Annotated in this window: 22 protein-coding genes; 18 read left to right on the forward strand and 4 right to left on the reverse strand. The window is 31.6% G+C overall.

What is annotated here, in order from left to right; genetic code table 11:
- Positions 1 to 2 precede the first annotated feature (2 nt).
- The 10 genes from yhbY to ABNK64_RS02760 are packed head-to-tail and all read left to right on the forward strand — an operon-like array spanning position 3 to position 8,358.
- The gene (gene yhbY / locus ABNK64_RS02715) at positions 3 to 308 is read left to right on the forward strand and encodes a ribosome assembly RNA-binding protein YhbY (RefSeq protein WP_349763383.1); all 306 of its coding nucleotides are present in this window, start codon (positions 3 to 5) and stop codon (positions 306 to 308) included.
- Positions 309 to 324: 16 nt separating this feature from the next.
- On the forward strand, positions 325 to 810 hold the full coding sequence (locus ABNK64_RS02720) for a divergent PAP2 family protein (protein ID WP_291255737.1): 486 nt from the start codon (positions 325 to 327) through the stop codon (positions 808 to 810).
- 5 nt (positions 811 to 815) lie between these two features.
- Entirely contained in the window at positions 816 to 2,642 is a 1,827-nt protein-coding gene (gene dxs / locus ABNK64_RS02725; protein WP_349763384.1) for a 1-deoxy-D-xylulose-5-phosphate synthase, read from the forward strand.
- Positions 2,626 to 3,450 carry an HD domain-containing protein gene (locus ABNK64_RS02730; RefSeq protein WP_291255739.1) on the forward strand — a complete coding sequence of 275 codons (825 nt, stop codon included), beginning with the start codon at positions 2,626 to 2,628 and terminating at the stop codon, positions 3,448 to 3,450. Before dxs ends, ABNK64_RS02730 begins: the two co-directional genes overlap by 17 nt.
- A gap of 8 nt (positions 3,451 to 3,458) precedes the next feature.
- Positions 3,459 to 4,268, forward strand: coding sequence for a TlyA family RNA methyltransferase (locus tag ABNK64_RS02735; protein WP_349763385.1), 810 nt, complete (start codon positions 3,459 to 3,461; stop codon positions 4,266 to 4,268).
- Positions 4,265 to 5,566 (forward strand): S41 family peptidase, encoded by a 1,302-nt coding sequence (locus tag ABNK64_RS02740; RefSeq protein WP_291255741.1) that lies wholly within the window; start codon positions 4,265 to 4,267, stop codon positions 5,564 to 5,566. The genes ABNK64_RS02735 and ABNK64_RS02740 overlap by 4 nt, the downstream gene beginning before the upstream one ends.
- A gap of 12 nt (positions 5,567 to 5,578) precedes the next feature.
- The gene (rsmI, locus tag ABNK64_RS02745; RefSeq protein ID WP_291255742.1) at positions 5,579 to 6,244 is read left to right on the forward strand and encodes a 16S rRNA (cytidine(1402)-2'-O)-methyltransferase; all 666 of its coding nucleotides are present in this window, start codon (positions 5,579 to 5,581) and stop codon (positions 6,242 to 6,244) included.
- A gap of 23 nt (positions 6,245 to 6,267) precedes the next feature.
- Complete coding sequence (ylqF, locus tag ABNK64_RS02750; protein WP_349763386.1) at positions 6,268 to 7,131, forward strand: ribosome biogenesis GTPase YlqF; 864 nt, start codon at positions 6,268 to 6,270, stop codon at positions 7,129 to 7,131.
- Positions 7,132 to 7,145: 14 nt separating this feature from the next.
- Positions 7,146 to 7,967 carry an NAD+ synthase gene (locus ABNK64_RS02755; protein WP_349763387.1) on the forward strand — a complete coding sequence of 274 codons (822 nt, stop codon included), beginning with the start codon at positions 7,146 to 7,148 and terminating at the stop codon, positions 7,965 to 7,967.
- A gap of 25 nt (positions 7,968 to 7,992) precedes the next feature.
- Positions 7,993 to 8,358: a hypothetical protein gene (locus ABNK64_RS02760; RefSeq protein ID WP_291255745.1), complete on the forward strand. Its 366-nt coding sequence runs from the start codon at positions 7,993 to 7,995 to the stop codon at positions 8,356 to 8,358.
- A 19-nt stretch (positions 8,359 to 8,377) separates the two neighbouring features.
- Here the strand turns inward: ABNK64_RS02760 and ABNK64_RS02765 are convergent, their stop codons facing one another.
- Positions 8,378 to 9,712 carry an MATE family efflux transporter gene (locus ABNK64_RS02765; protein ID WP_349763388.1) on the reverse strand — a complete coding sequence of 445 codons (1,335 nt, stop codon included), beginning with the start codon at positions 9,710 to 9,712 and terminating at the stop codon, positions 8,378 to 8,380.
- 83 nt (positions 9,713 to 9,795) lie between these two features.
- Between ABNK64_RS02765 and ABNK64_RS02770 the strand changes: the two genes are divergently transcribed.
- The 8 genes from ABNK64_RS02770 to ABNK64_RS02805 are packed head-to-tail and all read left to right on the forward strand — an operon-like array spanning position 9,796 to position 16,522.
- Positions 9,796 to 10,629: a MerR family transcriptional regulator gene (locus tag ABNK64_RS02770; RefSeq protein ID WP_349763389.1), complete on the forward strand. Its 834-nt coding sequence runs from the start codon at positions 9,796 to 9,798 to the stop codon at positions 10,627 to 10,629.
- Between the two features lie 49 nt (positions 10,630 to 10,678).
- Positions 10,679 to 11,755 (forward strand): peptide chain release factor 1, encoded by a 1,077-nt coding sequence (gene prfA, locus ABNK64_RS02775; RefSeq protein WP_349763390.1) that lies wholly within the window; start codon positions 10,679 to 10,681, stop codon positions 11,753 to 11,755.
- 1 nt (position 11,756) lies between these two features.
- Entirely contained in the window at positions 11,757 to 12,893 is a 1,137-nt protein-coding gene (prmC, locus tag ABNK64_RS02780; RefSeq protein WP_300390548.1) for a peptide chain release factor N(5)-glutamine methyltransferase, read from the forward strand.
- Positions 12,893 to 13,924: a tRNA preQ1(34) S-adenosylmethionine ribosyltransferase-isomerase QueA gene (gene queA / locus ABNK64_RS02785; protein WP_300341513.1), complete on the forward strand. Its 1,032-nt coding sequence runs from the start codon at positions 12,893 to 12,895 to the stop codon at positions 13,922 to 13,924. Before prmC ends, queA begins: the two co-directional genes overlap by 1 nt.
- Complete coding sequence (rsmD, locus tag ABNK64_RS02790) at positions 13,905 to 14,486, forward strand: 16S rRNA (guanine(966)-N(2))-methyltransferase RsmD (protein ID WP_291255819.1); 582 nt, start codon at positions 13,905 to 13,907, stop codon at positions 14,484 to 14,486. The genes queA and rsmD overlap by 20 nt, the downstream gene beginning before the upstream one ends.
- A 10-nt stretch (positions 14,487 to 14,496) precedes the next feature.
- Positions 14,497 to 14,700, forward strand: a complete 204-nt coding sequence (xseB, locus tag ABNK64_RS02795; protein ID WP_291255752.1) for an exodeoxyribonuclease VII small subunit — start codon at positions 14,497 to 14,499, stop codon at positions 14,698 to 14,700.
- A gap of 1 nt (position 14,701) precedes the next feature.
- Entirely contained in the window at positions 14,702 to 15,589 is an 888-nt protein-coding gene (locus ABNK64_RS02800) for a polyprenyl synthetase family protein (protein ID WP_291259805.1), read from the forward strand.
- A 33-nt stretch (positions 15,590 to 15,622) separates the two neighbouring features.
- A complete protein-coding gene (locus ABNK64_RS02805) occupies positions 15,623 to 16,522 on the forward strand; it encodes a mechanosensitive ion channel family protein (RefSeq protein WP_300341508.1) in 900 nt (299 codons plus the stop codon).
- An 82-nt stretch (positions 16,523 to 16,604) separates the two neighbouring features.
- On the opposite strand, the gene dhaM is transcribed toward ABNK64_RS02805, so the two are convergent.
- The 3 genes from dhaM to dhaK are packed head-to-tail and all read right to left on the reverse strand — an operon-like array spanning position 16,605 to position 18,622.
- Positions 16,605 to 17,000 carry a dihydroxyacetone kinase phosphoryl donor subunit DhaM gene (gene dhaM, locus ABNK64_RS02810; RefSeq protein WP_300341506.1) on the reverse strand — a complete coding sequence of 132 codons (396 nt, stop codon included), beginning with the start codon at positions 16,998 to 17,000 and terminating at the stop codon, positions 16,605 to 16,607.
- Positions 17,001 to 17,009: 9 nt separating this feature from the next.
- Positions 17,010 to 17,618: a dihydroxyacetone kinase subunit DhaL gene (gene dhaL / locus ABNK64_RS02815; protein WP_349763391.1), complete on the reverse strand. Its 609-nt coding sequence runs from the start codon at positions 17,616 to 17,618 to the stop codon at positions 17,010 to 17,012.
- Positions 17,619 to 17,629: 11 nt separating this feature from the next.
- Positions 17,630 to 18,622: a dihydroxyacetone kinase subunit DhaK gene (dhaK, locus tag ABNK64_RS02820; protein WP_349763392.1), complete on the reverse strand. Its 993-nt coding sequence runs from the start codon at positions 18,620 to 18,622 to the stop codon at positions 17,630 to 17,632.
- Positions 18,623 to 18,747: the final 125 nt, after the last annotated feature.

Below are 18,747 nucleotides of genomic sequence, written 5' to 3' on the forward strand. Positions count from 1 at the left end.
AGATGGAATTAACAAGTAAAAGAAGAGCATATTTAAGAAAGAGAGCACACGATTTAGATGCATTAGTAAGAATAGGAAAAGATGGTATAACAGATAATCTAATTCAAAGTATATTAGATGCTATTGATTCAAGAGAGCTTATAAAAGTTAAGATACTTCAAAATTGTGAAGAGGAAAAAGGGGAGATAATGGAGCAATTATCTCAATGTAAAGAGTTTGAAGTAGTAGGAATAATTGGAAGAACTATAATCTTATTTAGAGAAAATGAAGAAAAACCAGTAATTTCTTTAGAATTAAAAAATATATAAGTAAGGGGATATAAGTATGAGTCCCGGGATAATTTTTGGCAATAGGGTACTAGATGTAGTTTTTGTAGCTTGGTTTATAGCACAATTTTATAAGGTGATTAGTTCAATCTTTATAGAAAAAAGACTGAACATAAGAAGAATGTGGGAGACAGGTGGTATGCCCAGCTCCCACAGTTCTACAGTTTCTTGTTTAACAACATGCATAGGTATTCGTTATGGAACAAGTAGCGACTTATTTGCTATCTCAATAATATTGTCAGGAATAGTTATGTATGATGCTACAGGAATTAGAAGGGCAGCAGGAAAACAAGCAGGAGTAATAAATCAGTTTGTTGAAAAGATACCTCTTATATTAGGACAGAAAAGATATGAGAGATATTTTGGATTGGAGAAAAGTGAAAAGTTAAAGGAGCTTTTGGGACATACACCATTTGAGGTATTGATTGGGTGTATTTCAGGAATAGTAGTTGGTTTGGTTTTCATGAAGTATTTACAGGGGTAGGATAGATGAAGAGTATACAAGAGATGAATATAGAAGAAATGAATAATAAGGCAGAAAGCATAAGAAAAACTCTAATTGAAACAGTGAGTAAAAATGGTGGACATCTATCTTCTAACCTTGGGATAGTTGAACTGACTCTATGCTTACATAAAGTTTTTGATTTTTCAAAAGATAGATTACTATTTGATGTTGGACATCAGTCATATGTCCATAAATTACTTACTGGAAGAGATAAAGACTTTCATACTCTAAGAAAAAGAGGTGGAATAGGACCATTTAGTGATCCTAAAGAGAGTGACACAGATCCATTTATATCTGGACATGCAGGGACAGCTCTTTCAGCAGGAGCAGGGATAGCAATGGGATCTCCAGAGAAAAAAGTAGTTGTGGTAGTAGGAGATGCATCAATATCAAATGGACACTCATTAGAAGCACTTAACAATATAGGTGGAAATAAACTGAAAAATCTTATTATTATTTTAAATGATAATGAGATGTCAATAGGAAAAAATGTTGGCTCACTTTCAAGGTTTTTTGGGAAATTTATGGTAAGTGAGAAGTATATGAACTTTAGAGATGATGTCAAAGGGATTATAAAAAAGATAAAAATAGCTGATGGAGTTTCTAATACATTGGAAAGAATGGAGTCTTCGGTAAAAAACTTTTTCCTACCTTTGAGTATGTTAGAGAGCCTTGGATTTAAATTTTTTGGTGTCTTAGATGGGCATAATATGGAGGAACTACTTTCAACTCTTAACAAGATAAAAAATATGGAGGGTCCAATATTTATTCATATTAAAACTCAAAAGGGAAAGGGTTACTCTTATGCTGAAGAGGACAAGGAGAAGTTTCATGGAATATCTCCATTTAATATGGAAACGGGAACTACAGCTTCAAGTATGAAGACATATTCAAGTATATTTGGAGAGGAGATAGTTAAATTAGCTGAAGAGGATAAGGATATATTTGCTATCTGTTCTGGTATGGTTAAGGGAACAGGCTTGGGAGAGTTTTTTAAGAGGTTTCCAGAGAAAGCTATAGATACAGGAATAGCAGAAGGATATGCTGTAACCTTTGCTGGTGGATTGGCAACACAGGGTAAAAAACCTTATGTAGCTATCTATTCAACTTTTTTACAAAGGGGATATAGTCAACTGATACACGATATATCTTTACAAAAGTTACCAGTTAGATTTATAGTTGATAGAGCTGGAATTGTAGGAGAGGACGGAAAGACTCACAATGGATTGTATGATCTTTCAGTATTTTTAACAATTCCAAATTATACTGTAATGGCACCTGCCACATCCAAGGAGTTAGTGGAGATGCTGGAGTTTTCTAAGGAGTTTCAAGAGGGACCACTAGTAATTAGAATACCTAGAGAGATAGAGTATAATATAGCTGAAGAGAATAGATTCAGATTGGGAAAATGGAATGAGATAAGAAAAGGAAAAGAAAATCTTTTTATAGCTACTGGAAGTATGGTAAAAGAGATTTTAAGTATAGAGGATAGATTAAAATCTAAAGGAATAGAGGGAACAATAGTAAATGCATCGACACTTAAACCTTTGGATGAAGAGTATCTTTTAGATTGTGTAAATAAATATGAGAATATATTTGTTTTAGAAGAAGCCTATGAGAAAAATTCTTTTGGAAGTAGTATAATGGAATTTTACAACAAAAGGAATATAAGTAAGATAATAAAAAAAATATCTATAGAAAATGGAGCTATACCTCACGGTAAGAGAGATGGACTTTTGGAAGAGTTTGGGTTAAGAGGCGAAAATTTAATAGGAAGAATTGAGGAAAAAATAGATGCAAGAAAAGAATAAAAAAGCATTAGAATTTATAAACTCTCTTTTAAATCTAGAGATGGTACAAGATTTAGAGCTTTTTGATGATCAGGGAGTAAAGGTGTCAACTCACACATATGATGTTTTAAAAATTTCAATAGATGAATTAAAAAGAGATTATAGAACATATTTAGAGGCTAAAGAGAGAGTTGATTTTTTTGCTCTAACAGTTGGAATTATAATACATGACTTAAGTAAGGGAAGTATAAGAAAAACTGAAGAAAAATTCTCACATTCTCAGATGATGCTAAAGAAACCAGAGTATATCACAAAAGAGGCAGAAAAAGTATTAAAAGAGATAGAAGAGAAGATAGGTATGGAGTTAAAGGATAATATAAAGAAGAATATAATCCATATAGTTCTTTCTCATCATGGTAAATGGGGAAAGATTCAACCTAATAGTAAAGAGGCTCACATAGTACATAGAGCTGATATGTATTCAGCTAAATATCATAGAATAAATCCTATTGGAGCAGATAAGATTTTGGAATTGATGGCTAAGGGTGTCCAATTAGATGATATTCCAGAGAGATTAAACTGTACTCAAGGAGTTATAAAGGATAGGTTAAAGAGGGCTAAACAGGAGTTGAAGGTAAAGACTACTAAACAACTTTTGAACTACTATAAAAAGAATAAAAAAATTCCAATTGGAGATAACTTTTTTATTCAAAGAGTAAGAGAGACAGAGAAGTTAAAAAGAATAGTTGATAAAAAAGGATTTAAAAATATAATGTTAGAAAGTCCTCTTTTATCATATATGATAGATGAGGAGATCTTTAAAATCTGAGGTGCAATATGAAAGAGAGATTAGATGTTTTACTTGTAAAAAGAGGTTTTTATCCGGACAAGGAGAAGGCACAAAGAGCAATTATGGCTGGACTTGTAATAGTAGATGATAAAAAAATCGACAAGAGTGGAACTATGATAAAATCAGATAAAGAATTGAACATAAGAATAAAGGGAGATTCTTTAAAATATGTGAGTCGTGGTGGACTGAAGTTAGAGAAGGCTGTATCAGTTTTTTCTCTAGATTTTTTAGGAAAAAAAGTTTTGGATGTGGGAGCATCAACAGGTGGATTTACTGATTGTGCTTTACAAAATGGAGCTGAATTTGTATATTCAGTGGATGTTGGAACAAATCAATTGGATTGGAAATTGAGAAATAATTTACAAGTAAAATCTATAGAAAATATGCATATTAAAGATTTAACTCTTGAAGATATTGACAACAGTGAGATAGATTATATAGTTATGGATGTATCTTTTATATCTATAAGAAAGATAATTGGAGATCTAGTTAAATTTTTTAAACCTGAAACAAAGTTGATGGCTTTGATAAAACCACAATTTGAGGTTGAAAAAGAGTATATAGAAAAAGGTGGACTAGTAAAAAACGACGATAAGCATATAGAGGTTATAAAAGAGATTATAGAGTATGGGAGAGCAGAGGGACTTTATTTAGAAGGACTTGACTTTTCACCTATAACAGGAACTAAAGGAAATGTAGAGTATATTTCACTATTTGGAAAAGATCCAGCAAAAGAGATAAGTGTAAATATAGATGAAGTTGTAAAAATGGGGAGAAATTTAGGAGGGTCAATATGAAGTGTGTGTTAAAAAATAAGTTGGTGATAATTTTAATGTCAGCACTTATTTTTACTAATTGTTTTGCAAATGAGAACAGTAATAAAGATAGTGAAGAGTCAGTTGGATTTTTAACAAACATCAGACAGTTAAAAGAGTTATCAGATATTATGGATGTTATCAATCAAAATTATGTTGGAGATAAGAAAATAGATAGAACAGTTCTTATGCAAGGAGCTTTGAAAGGGATGGTAGATTCTCTTGAAGACCCACACTCTAACTACTTTACAAAAGAGCAACTAGAAAATTTCCAAGAGGATATAAAAGGAAAGTATGTCGGTGTAGGAATGGTAGTACAAAAAAGAGTTAATGAGCCTCTAGTTGTAGTATCACCTATTGAGGATAGTCCAGGATATAAAGCTGGAATGAAGCCTAAGGATAAGATAATAGCAATAGATGGAAAATCTACATACAATCTTACAAGTGAAGAGGCTGTTGAAAAGTTAAAGGGAAAAGAGAATACAAAGGTAAAAGTTACTGTGGTGAGAGAAGGTTTAAAAGAACCTAAAGAGATAGAGATCACTAGAGCAGTTGTAGAGTTAAAATATGTAAAAAATAAGATGTTAGATGAGAAGAATAAGATAGGGTATCTAAGACTTACTCAATTTGGTGAGAATGTATATCCAGATGTTGTAAAAGGATTGGAGGAGCTACAAAAAAAAGGAATGAAAGCTCTAGTATTTGACCTTAGAAGCAATCCTGGTGGAGCTTTAGATCAAGCAATAAAAATATCATCTATGTTCTTAAAATCGGGTAAAGTAGTAAGTGTAAAATCAAAAGATGGTGAGGAGCAGATATCTAATAGAGAGGGAAAATACTATGGAGATTTTCCTTTGGTAATATTGATTAACGAGGGAAGTGCCTCAGCCTCTGAGATTGTTGCAGGAGCGATTAAAGATAATAAGAGAGGTCTTTTGATAGGTGAAAAAACTTTTGGTAAGGGAAGTGTACAGACATTAGTTAATTTACCTGATGGAGATGGAATAAAACTTACAATAGCTAAGTACTATACACCTAGTGGGGTATGTATTCACGGTATTGGAATAGAGCCAGATGTAAAAGTAGAAGACAAAGAGGATTATATGCTTTTTGATGGAATGGTAACTAATATTGATGAAAAAGAATCAAAAGAAAATAAGAAAGAGATAATAAAAGAAGTTATTGGAGAAAAGAAAGCTGAAGAGTTTGAGAAGCATAAAGATATTCAACTAGATACAGCTGTTGGAATCTTAAAAGGAATGCTTTTAGAAAGAAAATAGGAGAGGAAGAGTATGTTATATATAGTGGCAACACCTATTGGTAACCTTGAAGATATGACTCTAAGAGGTATACGTATTTTAAAAGAGGTAAACTATATCTTTGCTGAAGATACAAGAGTTACTAAGAAATTATTAAACCATTTTGAAATTGAAAATACTGTATATAGATATGATGAGTTCACTAAAATGCACCAGATAGCAAATATAATAAACCTTTTAAAAGAGGGAAAAGATATTGCACTAGTAACTGATGCAGGAACTCCTTGCATATCGGATCCTGGATATGAGCTAGTAGATGCAGCTCACAAAGAGGGATTAAAAGTTGTTCCTATTCCTGGAGCAAGTGCTCTTACAGCTTCAGCTTCTGTAGCTGGATTGAGTATGAGAAGATTTTGTTTTGAGGGATTTTTACCAAAGAAAAAGGGAAGACAAACTCTTTTGAAATCTTTGGCTGAAGAGGAGAGAACAATAGTCATATATGAGTCTCCATTTAGAATAGAGAAGACATTGAGAGATATAGAGCAGTTTATAGGTGTAAGAGAAGTAGTAATAATAAGAGAGATTACTAAGATTTATGAAGAGATATTGAGAGGAACTACTACTGAACTTATTGAGAAATTATCTAAAAATCCAATCAAAGGGGAGATAGTTCTTTTAGTAAAGGGATTGGAAGATTAAAAAAGTAGTTAAGGAGAAAAATTATGTCAATGACAAAGATAAACTGGTATCCTGGACATATGAAAAAGACAAAGGATTTGATAAAGGACAATATGCAACTGATAGATATAGTTTTAGAAGTTGTAGATGCGAGAATACCAATATCAAGTAAAAATCCAGATATAACAGTTTTTGCAAAGAATAAAAAGAGAGTAATAGTTTTAAATAAGGCTGACTTAGTGGAAAAGAAAGAGTTAACTTATTGGAAAAAATACTTTAAAGAGAATAATTTTGCTGATGAAGTGTTAGAGATAAGTGCTGAGACAGGATTCAATGTAAAGGCACTATATTCAATAATAGACAAGGTATCAGCAGAAAAAAAAGAGAAGATGATGGCTAAAGGTCTAAGAAAAGTTAATACTAGATTGATGGTAGTAGGTATTCCAAATGTTGGAAAATCTAGACTTATCAATAGAATTGTTGGAAAAAATAGTACTGGTGTAGGAAATAAACCTGGATTTACTAAAGGAAAACAATGGGTAAGAATAAAAGAGGGATTAGAACTTTTAGATATGCCTGGAATACTATGGCCAAAATTTGAAAGCGAAGAGGTTGGACAAAACCTTGCTATTACAGGAGCAATAAGAGATGAGATTCTTCCAATAGAGGAGATTGCAGGAATATTGATTTCTAAGATGATAAAGTATGAGATGTGGAATACATTGAAAGATAGATACAAGCTTTTAGATGAGGATAAGAGTACAATAATGGGTGAAATATTAGAAAAAATAGCTCTTAGAGGAAAGATGTTCAATAAAGGTGAGAGCTTGAATATTCAACAAGCAGCTTATACTGTACTTAGAGATTATAGAAACTGTAGACTTGGAAAATTCGGTCTAGATAAGTAGTATGGAGGAATTTTATGGAAAAGCTAAGTGTAGATTTAGAAGTTTTAGAAGAGATACTTGTTAATTTTTTAAGAGAAGAAGCAACAAAAGTTGGATTTAAGAAGGTAGTTTTAGGATTATCAGGAGGAATAGATTCAGCATTAGTAGCTTTTTTAGCAGCAAAAGCTTTTGGTCCAGAGAATGTTTTGGGAATAATGATGCCATATAAGACATCTAGTAAAGAGAGTGTTGAACACGCAAAGCTTGTAGTTGAAAAAACAGGAATAAAAAGTAAATTGATAGAGATAACTCCAATGGTGGATGCATATTTTCAAATGAACCCAGAGATGAACAGTCTTAGAAAAGGAAATAAAATGGCAAGAGAGAGAATGTCAATACTTTTTGATCACTCAGCTGCAGAGAATGCTTTAGTATTAGGAACTTCAAATAAAACAGAGCTACTTTTAGGATATGGAACACAGTTTGGAGATTCAGCTTCAGCAATAAATTCAATAGGAGATCTATACAAAACTCATGTATGGGAGTTATCGAGACATATGGGAGTTCCAAATGAATTGATAGATAAGAAACCTAGTGCAGATCTGTGGGAAGGACAAACTGATGAACAGGAGTTGGGATACTCTTATCTTATGGCTGATGAGATCCTATACAGATTTGTAGAGGAGAGAAAGAGCATAGATGAGATTGTTCAAGAGGGTTATCCTTTGGAAATTGTTGAAAAAATAGTTAGAAGAACTAAGATAATGCAGTATAAACGTGTTATGCCTGTAATAGCTAAGGTATTTCCTAGAGGAATAGGAACAGGATTTAGATATCCAAGAGATTGGGGAGTTTAGAAATTAAGTACAAAGAGGTGTATTTATGGATAAAGACGAACACTTGAGGCATGAATTAGACGAGTTTAAAAAAGAGAAAGAGAGAATAAGAAACATTGTAGGTGAGATAGGAGGAAGGAATAATAAGCAACATAAGATAGTTAATTTTATCTTTTTAATATTGATAGGAATACTTTTGATGTTAGGTGTTGTTTTACAAAAAATTACTCTGTTTTTAACCTTAGAGATAGTAGTATTATTGGGGATATTCAAGATTATTTGGATGTTCTATGAATCTCAAAGAGCGAGTCATTTTCAATTTTGGATATTAAACTCTCTAGAATTTAAATTAAATGAGATAGAGAGAAGAGTAAAAAGAATAGAAAAGATGTTAAAAGAGGAAAAAGAGTAGGCTTAGCTACTCTTTTTTACTACTTTTTTATAACTGAATGAAGATAGTTTTTAGCTCTTTTCATCAAAACAAAGCTCACTAATAAACAAAGTGATTCAGCTATGGGAATGGATAGCCATATTCCTATAGGACCTATAATCTTAGGTAGAGTAAAAAGAGGGATAACTATAAATACTATAGATCTTCCCATAGATACAATCACAGACTCTAAAGGTTTTTCAATAGCGGTTAAAAATGATGTTGAGATAATATTTAAGAATGAGATAAGATATGCAAAACTCATGTAAAATAGAGCTATTAAAGCTATATTTATCAAATCTTCATTTCCTTTAGAAAAGATCTCAATAATATCTTCCCCAACAATATGGCTAATTATATATACAATAATACCAATTACTCCACCAGAGATAAGCGAGATTTTTAAAACTGCCTTTATTTTTATTAAATTTTTAGCTCCTAAATTATATGAAACTAATGGTTGAAGAGCTTGAGAAAGTCCATATAAAACGATATTCAATGTTTGATTTATATAGAAAACTATTGTTAAAGCTGAAACTCCAAGCACTCCAATCTCTCTCATAAGAGTTCTATTGAGTAGATACATAGCAGTAGTAGATGCAACTAGGGATAGCATTTCAGAACTACCATTATAGAAGATATTTTTTATATCTTGTAAATAGATGTTGAGATTTTTTCTAAGTTTTTTAAAATGAAGCTGAGGAAGTAGAACAAAAAATCCAGCAGCACATGCCATAAGAGTTGCTACAGCTCCTCCAGTCATTCCTAAATTAAATTTTACAATAAATAGATAGTCAAATAAGACATTCGTACTAAGACAGGTAAATCCACTAATAAAAACCCAATTTGGCTTTTCATATATTTTTACAAATGTTTCTGTAAAAATAGGTGAAGAGTAGAAAAAAGCTCCTATCATCATAGGCATTAGATAGGCTTTGACATATGGATATATCTCCTCATTAGTTCCCAATATTTTTATAAAAAAATCTAAGTTAAAAAGAATAAAAATAGAAAGAACTTCTAAAACTAGAAATAATAAGATAAGAGTCAAAGTAGTAGTCTCTTTAGCTTTATTATACTTTTTTCTTCCAGAGTAGATACTTGTGATAACTCCACCTCCCACACAGATCATAAGTCCAATACTGAGTAAAAAATTGATAAGTGGCATTGAAAGGTTGACAGCTGCAAGACCAAGAGCACCAACATTTCTTCCTAAAAATATTCCATCAATCATCATTTCTAATGACACAACTAGCATACCAAATATACTAGGAATAGCAAACTTAAAAAATAGTTTAGTAATATCTCCATCTTTTAAAGTTAAATTTTCAGACATAAATTTTTCTCCTTTTTAGTGATTATTTTTTCAAACTATGATATTATAAACTATATACTAAACTATATAGTCAAGGGGTAAATATGAAAAAAATGTATAAAATTTCTGAATTAGCTGAAATATTTGAAATTTCAAGGCAAACACTAATATTTTATCATAAAAAAGGAATTTTTGTTCCTAAAGAAATAGATAAAGATAATGGTTATAGATATTATTTAAAAGAGCAAATGTGGGATTTAATGCTTATACTAACTTTAAAAAGAGCTGGGTTTTCACTAGAAGAGATAAAAGATTTAGTTCAAAATAAAAAGATGAATAGCAACGTAGAATTTTTGGAGAAAAAGATAAGTGAAATAGACATAAAGATAGAGAACCTAAAGAATATAAGAAAAAATTTGGAGATAAGAATTAAAAATTTTAAGGAGAGTAATATAGAAGAAAATGATAATATAAAATTTGAAAAAAGTAAATCTATCTACTGGTATTCTCTTGAAATGGATAATCCAATAGATGAAAAAGAGATGATATCAAAATATCTAAAACTAAATGAGATAGCACAAAAAAATAGTATTGAGATTACAGAGTATATAAATATACTAGATTTAAAAAAGATAAAAACTATAGGTTCGGATGATATACTGCCAATTTTAAAGATAGGGATATTGGTACCAAAAGAAAAAATATTTAAGGATTGTAAGGAACTCGTTGTTGGAAATTCTTTTAGTATTACTCATATAGATGCTTATGTAAATTTATATGATACCTATAAAAAATTAAGTGATTACATTGAAAAAAAGGGATATGAAAATTTGGATTACTCAATAGAATTTATGAAAGAGGTTACCATTCCTACAAAAAATGGAACAGGTGGTCTTTTAAAAATAATGATACCTGTTGAAATTGATTTTTTAAGATAAATATGATATAATTACTAAGTTATAGTGTAGAAAAGGAGATGAGAAAATAGTGTTCGCTAAGTTAGAAGAGGTTGTAAGAAGATTTGATGAGCTTAATGAGATGTTAGGATCACCAGAGATATTATCTGATCCTAAAAAAATGATGGAATGTAATAAGGCATTAGCTGAAATAACTCCACTTGTTGAGAAATATAAAGAGTATAAAACTCTTAGTGAGGATTTACAATTTATAAAAGAAAATATCAGAAATGAAAAAGATCCTGATATGAGAGAGATGATGAACGAAGAGCAAAAGGAACTTGAAGAGAAGTTACCAGAGTATGAGCAAGAGTTAAAAATACTTTTACTTCCAAAAGATGAAAATGATGACAAAAACGTTATCGTAGAGATCAGAGGTGGAGCAGGAGGAGATGAGGCTGCTCTATTCGCAGGAGATCTATTCAGAATGTATTGTAGATATGCAGAGAGAAAAAAATGGAAGATAGAGATAATTGAGAAGCAAGAGATTGGTATTGGTGGATTAAAAGAGGCTGTGTTCAGTATCAATGGATTGGGAGCTTATTCAAGATTAAAATTTGAATCAGGAGTACATAGAGTACAAAGAGTACCTGAAACTGAATCAGCAGGAAGAGTTCATACATCTACAGCAACTGTTGCAGTTCTTCCAGAGGTAGAAGATGTAAAAGAGGTTAAGATTGATCCAAAAGACTTGAAAATAGATACATATAGATCTGGTGGAGCAGGAGGTCAGCACGTAAATATGACTGACTCTGCAGTTAGAATTACTCACCTACCTACAGGTATAGTAGTACAGTGTCAAGATGAGAGATCTCAGCTAAAAAATAGAGAAAAAGCTATGAAACACTTAGTTTCAAAATTATATGAGATGGAATGTGAAAAGCAAAGAAGTCAGGTAGAAAGTGAAAGAAAACTTCAAGTAGGAACAGGGGATAGATCTGAAAAGATCAGAACATACAACTTCCCACAAGGAAGAATTACAGATCACAGAATTAAATTTACTGTATATCAATTAGATGCATTTTTAGATGGAGATATAGATGAGATGATAGATGCTCTTATCACATTCAACCAAGCTGAAATGCTTGCAAGTGCATCAGAAGAGTAGTATGAAATTACTAGAAATATTAAATTTTTCAAAAGAGTATTTGCAAAAATACTCTTTTTCAAAACCCCGTCTTGAAAGTGAGAAACTTATATCAGCAGTTTTAAAAATAGAGAGAATTGCTCTCTATGCTTATTTTGATATGGAACTTACACCTGAACAAAAGGATACTATAAAAAGATATTTGAGAGAGATGGCTCGAGCTAGAAAGGGCTTTGATGAACTTATAAAGGATAAGGGAGAAGAGAGTATGGATATGAAGAATTATAGAGATGAAAATTATGAGCTTTTAAAGAAATCTATCCAATATCTAGAAAAATATCAGGTACCAAATGCTAAATTAGATGTAGAATATATATTTTCACATATACTTAAAGTTAATAGAATGACACTTACTTTGAATTTGAATAAAAAAATAGAAGATAGTGATAAACAAAAGATAAAAGAGATGTTAGTAGCTAGAGGAAAAGAGAGAAAACCGTTACAATATTTACTTGGTGAGTGGGAATTTTATGGTTATCCATTTAAAGTAGATGAGAGAGTTTTAATTCCAAGAGCTGATACAGAGATCTTAGTAGAGCAATGTAAATACTTGGTAAATGATTTACCAACACCAAAAATCTTAGATATAGGGACAGGAAGTGGAGCTATAGCTATCACTTTAGGAAAAGAGTTAGCAAATGCTCATATACTAGGATTGGATATAAGTGAGGGAGCTCTAGCAGTTGCAACTGAAAATAGAGATTTAAATGGAGCACAGAATGTGAAGTTTTTAAAATCAGATGTATTTTCAGTTTTAAGAAATGAGAAGTATAAAAATGTAAAATTTAATTTAATTATATCAAACCCACCATATATTCCAACAGATGAGTATAGAGAGTTAATGCCAGAGGTTTTAAAATATGAGCCACAAAATGCCCTTACAGATGGGGGAGATGGATACTTTTTTTATGAAAAAATATCAAAGGAGGCTTCAGAGTTTTTAACAAAAGATGGGTATTTAGCTTTTGAAGTAGGATATAATCAAGCAGAGAAAGTAGCTGAATTTATGAGAGAAAACAGTTTTGATGTTATCTCTATAGTTAAAGATTATGGTGGAATAGATAGAGTAGTAATTGGAAAGAGAAGAGAGGAAAATTAATGTCTACAAAACTACATGATTATGATTATTATTTACCAGAAGAGTTGATAGGTCAGGAGCCAAGAGAGCCAAGAGATCATGCAAAGCTTATGTTGGTTGATAAAAATAATAAAAAATTAGAGCATAAACATTTTTATGATATAATAGATTATCTTCATGAGGGAGATATCTTAGTTAGAAATTCTACTAAGGTAATACCAGCCAGATTATTTGGACATAAAGAGACTGGTGGAGTACTGGAGATTTTACTAATTAAAAGAATAAATCTAGACACTTGGGAGTGTCTATTGAAACCTGCAAAAAAATTGAAATTGGGACAAAAGCTTTATGTAGGACAAAATAATGAGCTTATTGCAGAGTTGATAGAGATAAAAGATGATGGAAATAGGGTATTAAAGTTTAGCTATGAAGGAGCTTTTGAAGAGGTGTTAGATAAACTTGGGAATATGCCACTACCACCATATATAGTAGAGAGTTTGAAAGAGAAAGAGAGATATCAAACTGTGTATGCTCAAAAAGGTGAATCAGTAGCAGCACCAACTGCAGGATTACACTTTACAAAGGAATTATTAGAAAAAATAGAAAAAAAAGGGATAAAAATTGTAGATATATTTTTAGAGGTAGGTTTAGGAACATTTAGACCAGTTCAAACAGAGGATGTGTTAGATCATAAGATGCATGAGGAGATGTTTGAAATTCCTAAAGAAGCAGCAGATATAATAAATCAAGCAAAATTAGAAGGAAAGAGAGTAATCTCTGTAGGAACTACAAGTACTAGAGCATTAGAATCATCTGTAGATGAAAATGGAAAAGTGGTAGCTCAAAAAAATAGTACAGAGATATTCATATATCCAGGGTATAAATTTAAAGTTGTAGATGCATTAATAACAAACTTTCATTTACCTAAGTCAACACTATTAATGCTTGTATCAGCTTTTTCAAATAGAGAGTTTATGTTAGATGTTTATAGAACTGCTGTGGAAGAGAGATATCATTTCTTCAGTTTTGGAGATGCAATGTTTATCTATTAATGGAGTTGATAGAATGAGAATAATAGCAGGAGATGCAAAAAATAAAAAGATAAAGAGTAGAAAGGGAACAGACACTAGACCAACATTGGGGAGTATGAAGGAATCACTATTTTCAATTATTGCTCCGTATGTTCCAGACTCTATATTTTTAGATCTGTTCAGTGGAAGTGGAAGCATATCTTTAGAGGCTTTAAGCAGAGGAGCTAAGAGAGCTGTTATGATTGAAAAAGATAGTGAAGCTTTAAAATTCATAATAGAGAATGTAAATAACTTAGGGTATGAGGACAGATGCAGAGCTTATAAAAATGATGTAATCAGAGCTGTAGAGATCTTGGGAAGAAAAGGAGAAAAATTCAATATAATTTTTATGGATCCTCCATATAAAGATGAAACTTGTACAAGAGTTATGAAGGCTATAGAAAAGAATGGAATTTTAGCAGATGATGGACTTATAATTTGTGAACACCATGTTTTTGAAGAGATGGCTGATGTTATTGGTGAGTATAAAAAGGCTGATGAGAGAAAATATGGTAAAAAATGTATAACATTCTACACAAGATAAGGAGATAACTATGAAATTTGAAGAGAATCTTGCAGAGATAGATGGGATAATAGAGAAATTAGAGAGTGGAGAGCTTTCTCTAGCTGAATCTATAAAAGAGTATGAAATAGCTATGAAACTTCTAAAAAAATCTTCAGATCTACTGAATAAAGCTGAGGGAAAAGTTTTAAAAGTGGTAGAGAAGGATGAAGATCTATTGATTGAGGAGGTATAAGATGTTATTAAAAGAGTATCTTGAAACAGGAAAAAAATTAGTAGAATCAGGAATAGACAAATATTTAAGTGAGTTGAGCTATCCAGAGGTCATAGCTGAAGGGATGAAATATGCTGTTTTAAATGGTGGAAAAAGATTGAGACCAATCTTACATTTTATGACATTAGAGATATTAGGTTGTAAAAAAGAGATGGGACTAGCAACAGCGTCAGCTATTGAGATGATACACTCATACTCTTTAGTTCATGATGATCTACCAGCTTTAGATAATGATGATTACAGAAGAGGAAAATTAACAACTCATAAGAAATTTGGAGAGGCTCAAGGAATTTTAATAGGAGATGCTCTATTAACTCATGCTTTCTATGTACTTACTGAGAAGAACTCAGAGCTTTCACCTGAAAAAATAGTTGAGATAGTGAAATTAACATCTAGTTATGCTGGAATAAATGGTATGATAGGTGGACAGATGGTAGATATAGAGAGTGAAGGGAAAAAGATTTCATTGGAAACTTTGAAGTATATGCACGCTAATAAAACAGGAAAATTATTGAGACTTCCTGTTGAGACAGCTTGTGTTATAGCTGGAGCTACCAAAGAGGATAGAGATGTACTTTTAAAATACTCTGAGTTAGTCGGATTGGCTTTTCAAATAAAAGATGATATTCTAGATATAGAGGGAGATTTTGAAAGTATAGGAAAACCAGTAGGAAGTGACCTTGAACATGATAAATCAACATATCCTTCTATCTTAGGAATGGAGAAAAGTAAAGAGTTACTTAAAGAGACAATAGAGAGTGCAAAAACTATTATAGTAGATAGATTTGGAGCAGAAAAGGGAAGAGTTCTCTTGGAATTAGCTGAATATATTGGGGATAGAAATAAATAGAAGAGTATATTATTATAACTATGGAGGATATTTATGGATATTCAACAATATACAGTTAAAAATTTTTTTAGTGAAGTATTGGAAAAACTTACTAATAAAACTTATTTAGTGGATCTTACTGTAGGGTGGATATTTTTTATAATTAAAGTTATTGCTTGTGTAGTTATCTACTACATTGCACTTAGATTTATAAGAAAATTATTACCTATATTAGATAGGGCAACCTCTAAAGAGAATGTAAATAAATCTCTTGGAAGTTTTTTAAGATCGATTTTTAATGTGGGAATGCACGCACTTCTTATAACTATTTGTTTACTTGTTCTAGGTGTAAAAGAGAGTAGTCTGTTTGCATTTTTTGGTACACTGGGAATTGGAGTTGGTTTAGCTTTAAAAGATAATCTATCAAATCTTGCAGGTGGAATTATCATACTTATTTTTAAGTCTTATTGTGTTGGTGATGAGGTAAAAATTGCAGGAGAAGTAGGTTATATACATGAGATTGATGTATTTTTTACATCTATTCGTACTCATAATGGAGATATTGTGATGGTTCCTAATGGAATGGTAGTCTCAAATAAACTTATTAACTATAATAAGACACCTACTAGAAGACTTAAATTAATAATTGGAGTGGACTATAATTGTAATCTAGATGTTGCTAGAAAGGCTCTTGAGGATATTTTAAATAAAAATCAATATGTTTTAAAAGAACCAAAACCTTATACCCATGTGGATAGCTACGGAGATAGTTCAATTAATATTGCACTTAAGGGCTGGATTCCTAATGAGCATTATTGGAAAGTGTATAAAGAAACTTTGAATGAAATTAAACCTGCACTTGATGCAGTAAATATAAGTATTCCGTTTCCTCAAATGGATGTTCACCTCAATGGAGTTTTACTCGAACAGAGAGAGGATAAACAGAGTCAATAATTTGTTCTCTATTGAGAGTCGTATATGTATTGTAAAAAAGGAGTCATCAACTATTTTGTTGGGACTCCTTTTAATATAAGATTTATATTTTACTAAATGTTTTAAGTTCTTGAAGCTCTTCTAGTATAGCTTCAAGAGATGTTTTTCCATCATTTATAGCCATTGCTGCTAGAGTTCCTTCCACAAGTGATGTATCTGCAATTTTAATCTTATCTTTATTGTATGAATCATCTAAAAACTCAATAGCCATTTCACTATTTAGAATAGAGCTACCAAGATCTCCAATGATAAGTACTCCATCAGGTGAGTAAACACTTTCAATAGCTTTTTTGATAATCATAGGATCAGATCCCAAATGATCACCTTCAGTTCCACTTCCATTTACAACTGGAAAATCATATCTTTTCATCTCGTTACAGAGATTAATAACTTCATCAGCTAACTTTTTACTATGTGAAACAATAACAAAACCTACCATTTAAACCTCCTAAAGTGACTCTGCAATAGTTTTTATAATAAGATATGAAGATGTAGCTCCAGCATCAATATGTCCAATACTTCTCTCTCCTAAATAAGTAGCTCTTCCTTTAGTAGCTAACATATCTTTTGTAGACTCCATACCAGCTTTGGCAGATTTTTCTGCAACTTCAAAAGCAACTTTTAGATCTTTACCAGATTCAATCTCACTCTTAAAAGCTTCATAAGCAGGGATTAAAGTATCTAGCATAGTTTTTTCACCCTTTGTAGATTTACCACGACTCTCTATCCCTAAGATCATATCGTTCCAAGTGTTGACAACATCTTCAGGAAGTACCTCGTCTTTTCCTTTCAAAGCAGCAGCTCCCTTCATAAGAGCAGTAGCATATAGGGCACCAGATGCTCCACCTACATTGGACATCAATAGCATTGCACACTTGTTAAGGACTTCAAAAGGTTTTAGTCCTTCCATTTTTGGAATCTCTTCTTTAACTTTTTCAGCTCCTCTAGATAGATTTACTCCGTGGTCACCATCACCTATAACTCTGTCTAATTCAGTTAAGTTATCTCTATTTTCAATAATAATTTCACAAACTTTATTTAAAATATCTAGTCTCATATAATCAGCTCCTAAACTTTTTTGAATGCTGGTGTATCAGCTTTTGCCATAAGAAGTTCTTTTATCTCATCATCTAATTTTAGAATTGTGATAGAGAATCCACCCATATCTAGAGAAGTCATATAGTTACCAACAATTGTATCAGCTACTCTTATATTTTTTTCTTTTAAAACATCAGCAACTCTATTATTGATAATGAATAACTCCATTAGAGTAGTTTCTCCAAGTCCATTTACCAAAACAGCAACCTCTTCACCATTTAATTTAGATTCAGTTAATATTTTTTCCAATAGATAATCAACATGAGTATTAGCATCTTGGAATTTTTCTCTGTGTGTTCCAGGTTCACCATGTATTCCTAATCCAATTTCAACTTCATCTTCAGCAAGTTCAAAACTTAATTTACCAGTAGTTGGAACAAAGCAAGGTTTCAATGACATACCCATAGTTTTTATATTGTTTATAACTTTATTTCCCAATACTTCTAGCTCATCAAGAGAGTATCCTTTTTCAGCTGCAGCACCTACTATTTTATGAACTAAAACAGTTCCAGCTATTCCTCTTCTACCAACTGTATAAGTACTATTTTCAACTGCAATATCATCATTAACTATGATTCTCTTAACAGGAATATCTTCCATACCTGCCATTTCAGCAGCCATTTCAAAGTTCATAACGTCACCACTGTAGTTTTTAATTATTAATAGTACTCCAGCACCACAATTTACAGCTTTGATAGCTTCATAGACTTTATCAGCACTAGGAGATGTAAATACTTCACCAGCTACAGCACCATCTAGCATACCATAGCCAACAAAACCAGCATGAGAAGGCTCGTGACCACTTCCACCACCACTGATCAAAGCAACCTTATTATTTTTTTTCTCTTTTCTGACAATGATAGGCATATCATTAACTGTTTCAAGAGAGTTAGGATAAGCTTTTACCATTCCAGCTACCATTTCGTTTACTATGTTTTCAGGTTTGTTAATCATTTTTTTCATAAAATAACCTCCAAAAATTTTTATAAAAAAAGACTCAAAAAAATCTCCTTAAGAGATTTAATCTAAGCCTTTCTCCAAAATCACCCCAGCATATTCCTTTATCTCATTGTAAGATATTTAAGTAT

Origin of the sequence: Fusobacterium sp. SYSU M8D902, assembly GCF_040199715.1 — a bacterium.
In the GTDB taxonomy this organism is placed as follows: domain Bacteria; phylum Fusobacteriota; class Fusobacteriia; order Fusobacteriales; family Fusobacteriaceae; genus Fusobacterium_A.